The sequence below is a fragment of the Streptomyces sp. NPDC005408 genome, from assembly GCF_040606445.1.
GTDB lineage: Bacteria > Actinomycetota > Actinomycetes > Streptomycetales > Streptomycetaceae > Streptomyces.
In genome coordinates this window covers 54,124-64,367 of the sequence record NZ_JBEXEX010000043.1, presented here as the reverse complement: position 1 = coordinate 64,367, position 10,244 = coordinate 54,124, and the positions used below count along the sequence as shown (strand labels likewise).

Annotated in this window: 10 protein-coding genes; 7 read left to right on the top strand and 3 right to left on the bottom strand. The window is 68.4% G+C overall.

The window, feature by feature from the left end:
* Positions 1 to 102: 102 nt before the first annotated feature.
* Together ABZS64_RS29955 and ABZS64_RS29950 are read right to left on the bottom strand one after the other, a co-directional pair.
* Complete coding sequence (locus ABZS64_RS29955; RefSeq protein ID WP_355836405.1) at positions 103 to 774, bottom strand: response regulator transcription factor; 672 nt, start codon at positions 772 to 774, stop codon at positions 103 to 105.
* A gap of 13 nt (positions 775 to 787) precedes the next feature.
* A complete protein-coding gene (locus ABZS64_RS29950) occupies positions 788 to 1,648 on the bottom strand; it encodes a RecB family exonuclease (protein WP_355836403.1) in 861 nt (286 codons plus the stop codon).
* Between the two features lie 107 nt (positions 1,649 to 1,755).
* On the opposite strand from ABZS64_RS29950, the gene ABZS64_RS29945 reads away from it, so the two are divergent.
* The 3 genes from ABZS64_RS29945 to ABZS64_RS29935 all read left to right on the top strand — a co-directional run bounded on the left by ABZS64_RS29945 (position 1,756) and on the right by ABZS64_RS29935 (position 4,798).
* Positions 1,756 to 3,006: a site-2 protease family protein gene (locus tag ABZS64_RS29945; RefSeq protein ID WP_355836400.1), complete on the top strand. Its 1,251-nt coding sequence runs from the start codon at positions 1,756 to 1,758 to the stop codon at positions 3,004 to 3,006.
* Positions 3,007 to 3,133: 127 nt separating this feature from the next.
* Entirely contained in the window at positions 3,134 to 4,021 is an 888-nt protein-coding gene (locus ABZS64_RS29940; RefSeq protein WP_355836397.1) for a tRNA (adenine-N1)-methyltransferase, read from the top strand.
* 201 nt (positions 4,022 to 4,222) lie between these two features.
* Positions 4,223 to 4,798 (top strand): hypothetical protein, encoded by a 576-nt coding sequence (locus ABZS64_RS29935; protein ID WP_355836395.1) that lies wholly within the window; start codon positions 4,223 to 4,225, stop codon positions 4,796 to 4,798.
* A 4-nt stretch (positions 4,799 to 4,802) separates the two neighbouring features.
* Here ABZS64_RS29935 and ABZS64_RS29930 read toward each other — a convergent pair whose 3' ends face one another.
* Positions 4,803 to 5,114 (bottom strand): ferredoxin, encoded by a 312-nt coding sequence (locus ABZS64_RS29930; RefSeq protein WP_355836392.1) that lies wholly within the window; start codon positions 5,112 to 5,114, stop codon positions 4,803 to 4,805.
* Positions 5,115 to 5,367: 253 nt separating this feature from the next.
* On the opposite strand from ABZS64_RS29930, the gene arc reads away from it, so the two are divergent.
* The 4 genes from arc to prcB all read left to right on the top strand — a co-directional run bounded on the left by arc (position 5,368) and on the right by prcB (position 10,230).
* The gene (gene arc, locus ABZS64_RS29925) at positions 5,368 to 7,134 is read left to right on the top strand and encodes a proteasome ATPase (RefSeq protein ID WP_355836389.1); all 1,767 of its coding nucleotides are present in this window, start codon (positions 5,368 to 5,370) and stop codon (positions 7,132 to 7,134) included.
* A gap of 237 nt (positions 7,135 to 7,371) precedes the next feature.
* The gene (gene dop / locus ABZS64_RS29920) at positions 7,372 to 8,883 is read left to right on the top strand and encodes a depupylase/deamidase Dop (RefSeq protein WP_355836386.1); all 1,512 of its coding nucleotides are present in this window, start codon (positions 7,372 to 7,374) and stop codon (positions 8,881 to 8,883) included.
* Between the two features lie 137 nt (positions 8,884 to 9,020).
* Complete coding sequence (locus ABZS64_RS29915; protein ID WP_011027899.1) at positions 9,021 to 9,239, top strand: ubiquitin-like protein Pup; 219 nt, start codon at positions 9,021 to 9,023, stop codon at positions 9,237 to 9,239.
* Between the two features lie 145 nt (positions 9,240 to 9,384).
* Entirely contained in the window at positions 9,385 to 10,230 is an 846-nt protein-coding gene (gene prcB / locus ABZS64_RS29910) for a proteasome subunit beta (RefSeq protein WP_355836384.1), read from the top strand.
* The last annotated feature ends 14 nt before the right edge of the window (positions 10,231 to 10,244 follow it).

Below are 10,244 nucleotides of genomic sequence, written 5' to 3'. Positions count from 1 at the left end.
GCGAGTCCGTCGTCACCTTCGACTGCCGTACGTACGGATCCGCCGCCGCCGCTCGCTCGTGTTCGTAAGGCTTTTCGTAAGGCTTCCGGAGAAGCTGCTGCGCTATTGCGCGCCGGGGCGCACCAGACCGCTCTCGTACGCATACACCGCGGCCTGCACCCGGTCGCGCAGACTCAGCTTCGTCAGCACATGGCCCACATGCGTCTTGACGGTGGTCTCGCTGACGAACAGATCCGCGGCGATCTCGGCATTGGACAGCCCCCGCGCGACCAGCTTGAGCACCTCCACCTCGCGCTCGGTCAGCGTGTGCAGCGTGTCCGGGACCGGCTCCTCGCCGGAGGGCAGATGGTCCGCGTACTTGTCGAGGAGCCTGCGCGTGATGCTCGGGGCAAGCATCGCCTCGCCCGCCGCGACCACCCGGATCGCCTGGACCAGCTCATTGGCGGGCGCGTCCTTGAGCAGGAAGCCGCTCGCTCCGGCCCGCAGCGCCTCCACCACGTACTCATCGAGGTCGAAGGTGGTCAGCACCAGCACCTTCGCCGGGCCGTCGCGCCCGGGGCCGGTGATCTGACGGGTCGCCTCGACGCCGTCCATCCGGGGCATCCGGATGTCCATCAGCACCACATCGGGCTGCAGCGCACGCACCTGGTCGAGGGCCTGCAGGCCGTCCCCGGCCTCGCCGACCACCGCGATGTCCTGCTCGGCCTCCAGGATCATCCGGAAGCCGGTGCGCAGCAGCGGTTGGTCGTCGACCAGTAGGACGCGGATAGCCACGGGTACTCCTTAGTTAGACCGGGCCCATTCTGCCCTGACCATCCTCCGCCGAAGCGGTCGGGGAGATGCTCAGCGGATATACCGGGGGAGTGCCGCCGAATTCCGGACAGACCGCCTGATGGTCGCACCAGCCGCACAGCTTCGTCGGCCGCGGCCGCCAGTCACCCGTCTCGGTGGCCTGCTTGATCGCGTCCCAGAGCGCCAGCAGCTTGCGCTCCACACGCTCCAGATCCTCCGGGGCCGGGTCGTACGTCAGCACCTCGCCGCTGCCCAGATAGACGAGCTGGAGGCGGCGCGGCACCACGTTCTTCAGCCGCCAGATGACCAGCGCGTAGAACTTCATCTGGAACAGCGCGCCTTCGCTGTACTCGGGGCGCGGGGCCTTGCCCGTCTTGTAGTCGACGATCCGGACCTCGCCGGTCGGCGCCACATCGACCCGGTCGATGACGCCGCGCAGCCGCAGCCCCGACTCCAGCTCCGTCTCGACGAACATCTCGCGCTCGGCGGGCTCCAAGCGGGTCGGGTCCTCCAGCGAGAACCACCGCTCCACCAGCTGCTCCGCCTCGCCGAGCCAGCGCGTGAGCCGCTCGCCCTCGGCATCCTCGGCGAACAGCTCGCTCAGCTCCGGCTTCGTCTCGAGCAGCCGGTCCCACTGACCCGGGATCAGGGACTTGGCTCGCGGAGCCGTCCGTTCCGCCGCCGGGGCGTCGAAGAGCCGCTCCAGCACCGCATGCACGAGCGTGCCGCGGGTAGCCGCCTCGCTGGGCTTCTCCGGCAGCTTGTCGATCACCCGGAACCGGTACAGCAGGGGACACTGCATGAAGTCGCTCGCCCGCGACGGCGACAGCGATGTGGGCTGCTGACTCGTACTCATGACGCAGACCCTACGGCCCGCCACTGACAGCGAGCGGAATACCATCGACGTCAGACCCTCGAAACAGCATGATCGAGTGAGCGCAGCATTCGCGACAAAGGGGACCCGTGGACGAGGACGACACGAGCGGCGAGCGTGAGCGGACGCGGTCCGGTAAGGGAGGAGCGAACCCCGAGGGCGGCAAGCCGCGGCGCTCCGACGGTCCCGGCGGCGGCATTCTCATGGGCCGTCCCTTCGGCGTGCCGGTCTATGTCGCCCCCAGCTGGTTCATCGTCGCCGCGCTCATCACCTGGGTCTTCGGCGGTCAGCTCGACCGCGTGCTCCCCGAACTCGGCGGCGCGCGCTACCTCGTCTCGCTCTTCTTCGCGGTCGCCTTCTACGCGTCCGTGCTCGTCCACGAACTCGCCCACACCGTCGCTGCGCTGCGCTTCAAGCTGCCGGTGCGCCGGATCCAGCTCCAGTTCTTCGGCGGCGTGTCCGAGATCGAGAAGGAGTCGGAGACCCCGGGCCGCGAGTTCGTCCTGGCCTTCGTCGGACCGCTGCTCTCGCTCGTCCTCGCCGGGCTCTTCTACCTGGGGATGCAGGCCGTCGACCCCGGTACGGTCCCGGGCGTGCTGCTCGCCGGCCTGATGATCTCCAACCTGATCGTGGCCGCGTTCAATCTGCTGCCCGGTCTGCCGCTCGACGGCGGCCGGATGCTGCGCGCCGTCGTGTGGAAGATCACCGGCAGGCCGATGGCGGGCACCGTCGCCGCGGCCTGGGTGGGCCGGGCGCTCGCCGTCGCGGTCCTGATCGGCCTTCCGCTGCTCACCCACACCGGCGCACTCGGCAACGCCACCGAGGACATCGGCGGCGTGGAGACAGTCACGGACGCGCTGCTCGCCGCGATCCTCGCCGCGATCATCTGGACAGGCGCGGGCAACAGCCTGCGTATGGCGCGGCTGCGCGAGCACCTCCCCGAGCTGGAAGCACGCACGCTCACCAGGCGGGCCGTCCCGGTCGAGTCCGACACCCCGCTCTCCGAGGCGCTGCGCCGCGCCAACGAGGCGGGCGCCCGCGCGCTGGTCGTCGTCGACGGCCACGGCGACCCGACGGCCCTGGTACGCGAGGCGGCCATCGTCGGCGTCCCGGAACACCGCCGCCCGTGGGTCGCGGTCAGCGGCCTCGCCCAGGAACTCACCGAGGGCATGAAGGTCTCGGCGGAACTGGCGGGCGAGGCGCTCCTGGACAAGCTCAGGGCCTCTCCGGCGACGGAGTACCTGGTGGTCGAGGAGACGGGCGAGATCTACGGCGTCCTGTCCACGGCGGACGTGGAGCGCGCCTTCGTGGCGGCCATGGCCCGCCCCGCGTCTTCTTAGCGGCTCGGTTCGTCTCCGACACCCGCGCGCCCCTTGGCTCACTGGACGCCCCGGCGAGGCCGTCCGGCGGGCCCGGTGGGGCTCGGTGTGGTCACGGGGGCCCGGTCAGGGCCGGTAGGCTGGTCACATGTCCGAACCGACCGGTGCCGCCCGCCGACGCGGGCCCTTCAAGGTCGGGGACCAGGTCCAGCTCACCGACCCCAAGGGACGCCACTACACGTTCACGCTCGAGGCCGGGAAGAATTTCCACACCCACAAGGGTTCCTTCCCGCACGACGAGCTGATCGGCGCTCCCGAGGGCAGTGTTGTCCGTACCACGGGAAACGTCGCCTACCTAGCGCTGCGCCCCCTGCTCCCCGACTTCGTCCTGTCCATGCCCCGCGGCGCCGCCGTGGTCTACCCCAAGGACGCGGGGCAGATCCTGGCCTTCGCCGACATCTTCGCCGGCGCCCGCGTCGTCGAGGCCGGGGTGGGCTCGGGCTCACTGAGTGCCTTCCTGCTGCGCGCCATCGGCGACCACGGCATGCTGCACTCCTACGAGCGCCGCGAGGACTTCGCCGAGATCGCCACGCAGAACGTGGAGCGCTACTTCGGCGGTCCGCACCCCGCCTGGCAGCTCACCGTCGGCGACCTCCAGGACAACCTGACCGACACCGATGTCGACCGCGTGATCCTGGACATGCTGGCCCCTTGGGAGTGCCTGGACGCCGTCTCCAAGGCGCTCGTCCCGGGCGGCATCCTGTGCTGCTACGTGGCCACCACCACCCAGCTCTCGCGCACCGTCGAGTCCATCCGCGAGATCGGCTGCTTCGCCGAGCCGCAGCCCTGGGAGTCGATGGTCCGCAACTGGCACGTCGAAGGCCTGGCCGTCCGCCCGGACCACCGGATGATCGGCCACACCGGATTCCTCGTCACGGCCCGCCGTCTCGCGGACGGTGTGGAACCCCCGATGCGCCGCCGCCGTCCCGCCAAGGGCGCGTACGGCGAGGACTACGAAGGCCCCAACAAGGGCTGACGCCCGCACAACGTACCGACGCCGCCGCCGAGTTCCCGGACACCCGGGGGAACTCGGCGGCGGCGTCTTCGCGTTGAGCGCTTCCGACCTACACACTTTCTTGACCTACACAGTCGGACCCTGCTGTTCCGCACCCGCTGTGACGTATGGCACGATGCAGGCCACCCCCCGCCGGTACCGCCCTCCCAGGAGACATCCCGCGTGCAGACCGCCGTCGTCCCGGACCTCGCGCACACTCACGCCCGCCCGGTGCACTGGCTCGCCACCGCGACGGCGATGGCAGCGGTGGTTGCCGCCGCCGGCCTGCTGCAGCCCAAGGCCCAGGCCGCCTCCCAGCCGGGCCCGCCGAACACAGAAACGGCCGCCGCTCCGGCCCCGGCGCCCGATCCCGCAGGAGTACGGCTCCCGCTGGAGTGCGGCGGCGCTAAGAGCGTGGTGACCAAGAAGGCTTCGGGCGATCTCGACGGCGACGGCAGCCCGGAGACCGTTGCGGTGGCCCGCTGCGACGCCGGCTCCGGCACGCCGCCCAGCGGCGTCTACGTACTGACCCAGGGCCGGGGCACGGGCCCGCGGGTCGTCGCGACCCTCGTCGAGCCCGCGCAGAAGCTCAGCGTGAAGGAGTTCGCCGTACGTGACGGAGCGGTTACGGCGACGCTGCTCGGCTACTCCTCGCCGGACGTGCCCAGCTGCTGTCCCGACCTGCTGGAGAAGGTCAAGTGGCAGTGGCAGGGCGGGAAGTTCGTACGCACCGCGCAGCCCGAAGCGCGCAGTATGTGATCTGTCACTCTGCGTCGGGGCCGTAGACCTCGACCCTGTCCGAAACGCGGCGGACGTGGATGCAGTCGCCCGGGCACTCCTTCGCGGAGTCCACGACATCGCTCAGCAGCGGCAGCGGCACGGGCGTTGTGGCGCCCGGGTTCTGGAGCAGTTCGTCGTCGGTGCTCTTCACATACGCGAGCCCGTCAATGTCCAGCTCGAAGACCTCAGGCGCGTACTGCGCACAGATCCCGTCCCCGGTGCAGAGGTCCTGGTCGATCCAGACCTCCAGGGCCTCCCCGACGGCTTCTGTGGGGACCTCGTGCTGCACGGTCATATCTCCTGCCGTTTCCTTCGTCGGGTGTAGCAATGTGAAGCAAGTCGCGCCAGCCCTGACGGGTGTTGAACGCTTCGACGATACCTCCGCCCGCTTTCCGATGTTGATGGGTGGGTATTCCCCTGGCGTGAGGGAGAGCGCAAGGGTGAAGATCGGACACACCCCTACCGTCTTTGTGATCTAGGGGTTTCAATCACCACCCACCCAGGTAGGGTCAGGAAGCGTCCAGCTCCCCTTGGAGGAGGTGAGGACCGTGGCAGCCCACGACGACGACATCAACCGCGGCATCCGGCCGGGGCGGGGGTCTGAAGACCCCGCCGGTCAGGTTGCCTATCTCGAGCAGGAAATCGCCGTCCTGCGCCGCAAGCTCGCCGACTCGCCGCGTCACACGAGGATTCTCGAAGAGCGGATCGTAGAGCTGCAGACAAACCTGGCCGGCGTCTCCGCACAGAACGAGCGGCTCGCCAATACGCTCCGTGAGGCCCGCGACCAGATCGTGGCCCTCAAGGAGGAGGTCGACCGGCTCGCTCAGCCGCCGGCAGGCTTCGGTGTCTTCCTGCAGGCGATCGAGGACGGCACGTGCGACATCTTCACCGGGGGCCGCAAGCTCAGGGTGAACGTCAGCCCCAGCGTCGAGCTCGAAGAGCTCCGGCGCGGCCAGGAAGTCATGCTCAACGAGGCGCTCAATGTGGTCGAGGCCATGGAGTTCGAGCGCGCCGGGGACATCGTCACCCTCAAGGAGATCCTTGAGGACGGCGAGCGCGCCCTGGTGGTCGGGCACACCGACGAGGAACGGGTGGTGAGGCTCGCGGACACGCTGCTGGACATCACCATCCGCCCCGGCGACGCCCTGCTGCTGGAGCCCCGTTCCGGCTACGTCTATGAAGTGATCCCCAAGAGCGAGGTCGAAGAGCTCGTCCTCGAAGAGGTCCCGGACGTCGACTACACCAAGATCGGCGGTCTGGGCGGCCAGATCGAGATGATCCGCGACGCGGTCGAGCTTCCGTACCTCTACCCGGACCTCTTCAAGGAGCACGAACTGCGGCCGCCGAAGGGCATCCTGCTCTACGGCCCGCCCGGATGCGGCAAGACGCTGATCGCCAAGGCGGTCGCCAACTCCCTTGCCAAGAAGGTCGCCGAGGTGACCGGCCAGCCCGCGGGGAAGAGCTACTTCCTCAACATCAAGGGCCCCGAGCTCCTCAACAAGTACGTCGGTGAGACCGAGCGGCACATCCGCCTCGTCTTCCAGCGTGCACGGGAGAAGGCGAGCGAGGGCACCCCCGTCATCGTCTTCTTCGACGAGATGGAATCCCTCTTCCGCACCCGTGGTTCCGGCGTCAGCTCGGACGTGGAGAACACCATCGTCCCGCAGCTGCTCGCCGAGATCGACGGTGTGGAGGGCCTGGAGAACGTCATCGTGATCGGCGCCTCCAACCGCGAGGACATGATCGACCCCGCGATCCTGCGCCCCGGCCGGCTCGATGTGAAGATCAAGATCGAGCGTCCGGACGCGGAGGCGGCGAAGGACATCTTCGCCAAGTACCTCACGGCTTCGCTGCCGCTGCACGCCGACGACCTCTCCGAGCACAGCGGCTCCAAGGACGCCGCCGCGCACGCGATGATCCAGTCCGTCGTCGAGCAGATGTACGCGGAGTCCGAGGAGAACCGCTTCCTCGAGGTCACGTACGCCAATGGCGACAAGGAAGTCCTGTACTTCAAGGACTTCAACTCCGGCGCGATGATTCAGAACATCGTCGACCGGGCCAAGAAGATGGCCATCAAGGCTTTCCTCGACCAGAACCAGAAGGGCCTTCGGGTCTCCCATCTCCTCCAGGCATGCGTGGACGAGTTCAAGGAGAACGAGGACCTGCCGAACACCACCAACCCGGACGACTGGGCCCGTATCTCCGGAAAGAAGGGCGAGCGGATCGTCTTCATCCGCACCCTTGTCACCGGAAAGCAGGGCGCGGACACCGGACGTTCCATCGACACGGTGGCGAACACCGGTCAGTACCTGTAGAACGCAGACCGGCTGCGGATGCCCGGCCGGGCATCCGCAGCCGAATGCTTTTCCGACAGGTCCAGCCATAGCCGGAGCAATGACGAAATTGATCTCCCCACCAGCGCAGAGGCGTTCTAGGCTCTTCGGTACCGCCGAGTCGCGCAGTGCGGGGACGGGCACCGCACACGCACCGGAGCTGCAGCGGTACTTGAGCGCCGTTCCCGGAGGGGAGCGCCGCCGGGCAAGGAGGGCCGCATGACCGTACGGCGAGTAATGGGCATCGAGACGGAGTACGGCATCTCCGTCCCGGGCCACCCGAACGCCAATGCCATGCTCACCTCGTCCCAGATCGTCAACGCCTACGCGGCGGCGATGCACAGGGCGCGGCGCGCCCGCTGGGACTTCGAGGAGGAGAATCCGCTGCGGGACGCCCGCGGCTTCGACCTCGCCCGCGAGGCCGCCGACTCCAGCCAGCTCACCGACGAGGACATCGGCCTGGCCAATGTGATCCTCACCAACGGTGCCAGGCTGTACGTCGACCATGCCCACCCCGAGTACAGCTCGCCCGAGGTCACCAACCCGCGCGACGCCGTCCTCTGGGACAAGGCCGGCGAGCGGATCATGGCGGAGGCCGCCGAGCGCGCGGCCCAGCTCCCCGGCGCCCAGCCGATCCATCTGTACAAGAACAACACCGACAACAAGGGCGCGTCCTACGGCACGCACGAGAACTACCTGATGAAGCGGGAGACCGCCTTCTCGGACATCGTGCGCCACCTGACGCCGTTCTTCGTCTCCCGCCAGGTCGTCACCGGCGCCGGACGGGTCGGAATCGGCCAGGACGGCCATGAACACGGCTTCCAGATCAGCCAGCGCGCCGACTACTTCGAGGTCGAGGTCGGGCTCGAGACCACGCTGAAGCGGCCCATCATCAACACCCGCGACGAGCCCCACTCCGACGCCGAGAAGTACCGCAGGCTCCATGTGATCATCGGCGACGCGAACCTGTCGGAGATCTCGACCTATCTCAAGCTGGGCACCACGGCTCTGGTCCTGTCGATGATCGAGGACGGCTTCATCGCGGTGGACCTGGCGGTCGAGCAGCCGGTGCGCACCCTGCACCAGGTCTCGCACGACCCGACGCTGAAGCAGCTGGTCACGCTGCGCAGCGGCCGGACACTCACCGCAGTCCAGCTTCAGATGGAGTACTTCGAGCTGGCCCGCAAATACGTCGAGGAGCGCTTCGGCGCCGACGCCGACGAGCAGACCAGGGACGTCCTGATCCGCTGGGAGGACACTCTCAACCGGCTCGAGAACGACCCGATGAGCCTGTCCGGGGAACTGGACTGGATCGCCAAGAAGGAGCTCATGGAGGGCTACCGCAGGCGGGACGGCCTGGGCTGGGACGCGGCACGGCTGCACCTGGTGGACCTCCAGTACGCCGACGTACGCGCCGAGAAGGGCCTGTACAACCGGCTGGCGGCCCGCGGCAAGATGAAGCGGCTCCTGGACGAGCCGGACGTCGTACGGGCCGGGACGAAGCCTCCCGAGGACACCCGGGCATATTTCCGCGGCCGCTGTCTCGAGCAGTACGCGGACGATGTCGCCGCGGCCTCCTGGGACTCGGTGATCTTCGATCTGCCCGGCCGTGACTCGCTGCAGCGGGTGCCAACCCTCGAACCGCTACGCGGAACGCGTAATCACGTCAAGGAGCTCCTCGACCGCTGCCGGACCGCGGAAGACCTGGTCCGGGTGCTGTCCGGCGGCTGAAATGGGCCAGGTCCGGGAATCATCGAGGTGGTCCCCGGACGTTGAGGAAAGTGCGGGGCCGATGTCGGACCCTGCTTGTAGGGTCTGATCTTGACCGAACGAACTCACGTCAGGGCAAACCGAGCGGGGTGAGGGATATGGCGACCAAGGACACCGGCGGCGGACAGCAGAAGGCCACGCGTTCCACTGAGGAGGTCGAGGAGCAGGCGCAGGATGCGCAGGCCTCCGAGGACCTCAAGGAGCGTCAGGAGAAGCTGTCGGACGACGTCGACTCCGTACTGGACGAGATTGACGACGTCCTCGAGGAGAACGCCGAGGACTTCGTGCGTTCCTTCGTCCAAAAGGGCGGAGAGTAACCGCTGTTGTCCGTCCTGGGCCGTCGGCGAAAGCCGGTGGCACCGGGGCGGATGACAGGCGACGGCGCGGGTAATGTCCGTGCACAGTTCGAAAGATCGGCCCGCGCCCGACGTGGCGGGCCGCCGCCCATCCGGAAGGAATCGCGTGGAAGCCAACCCTCGTAGCACCGGGCGTCTGCCGGCAGCCTTCCTGACGCCCGGCTCCTCCTCGTTCATGGACTTCCTGGGCCAGCACTCCCCGGAGATGCTGCCCGGAAAGCGTGTCCTGCCGCCCGTGCAGGGCGCCATCGAGGCACCGCACGGTACGACCATCGTCGCGACGACGTTCCCCGGTGGCGTGGTGCTCGCCGGTGACCGGCGGGCGACCATGGGCAACATGATCGCGCAGCGCGACATCGAGAAGGTCTTCCCGGCCGACGAGTACTCGGCCGTGGGCATCGCCGGCACCGCCGGCCTCGCGGTGGAGATGGTCAAGCTCTTCCAGCTGGAGCTGGAGCACTTCGAGAAGGTCGAAGGCGCCCAACTCTCCCTGGAGGGCAAGGCGAACCGGCTCTCCACCATGATCCGCGGCAACCTCGGCATGGCGATGCAGGGCCTTGCAGTCGTGCCGCTCTTCGCGGGATACGACGTCGACCGCGAGAAGGGCCGGATCTTCTCGTACGACGTCACAGGCGGTCGCTCCGAGGAGCACGGGTTCGCGGCCACCGGCTCCGGCTCGATCTTCGCCCGCGGGGCGATGAAGAAGCTCTACCGCGACGATCTGACGGAGCAGCAGGCGACCACCCTGGTCATTCAGGCGCTGTACGACGCGGCCGACGACGACTCGGCCACCGGCGGACCGGATGTGGCCCGGCGGATCTATCCGATCGTCACGGTCATCACCGACGAGGGCTTCCGCAAGCTCACCGAGGCCGAGTCCTCCGAGATCGCCCGCGCGATCCTGGAGCGCCGCCTCGAACAGCCCGACGGCCCGCGCGCAGCGCTGCTCTGACGGCCCCTTCCCAC

Coding starts and splice junctions, on each gene's coding strand:
- ABZS64_RS29940 (WP_355836397.1), top strand. CDS start 3,134: ATGTCCGAACCGACCGGTGCCGCCCGCCGACGCGGGCCCTTCAAGGTC.
- ABZS64_RS29915 (WP_011027899.1), top strand. CDS start 9,021: ATGGCGACCAAGGACACCGGCGGCGGACAGCAGAAGGCCACGCGTTCC.
- dop (WP_355836386.1), top strand. CDS start 7,372: ATGACCGTACGGCGAGTAATGGGCATCGAGACGGAGTACGGCATCTCC.
- ABZS64_RS29950 (WP_355836403.1), bottom strand. CDS start 1,648: ATGAGTACGAGTCAGCAGCCCACATCGCTGTCGCCGTCGCGGGCGAGC.
- ABZS64_RS29930 (WP_355836392.1), bottom strand. CDS start 5,114: ATGACCGTGCAGCACGAGGTCCCCACAGAAGCCGTCGGGGAGGCCCTG.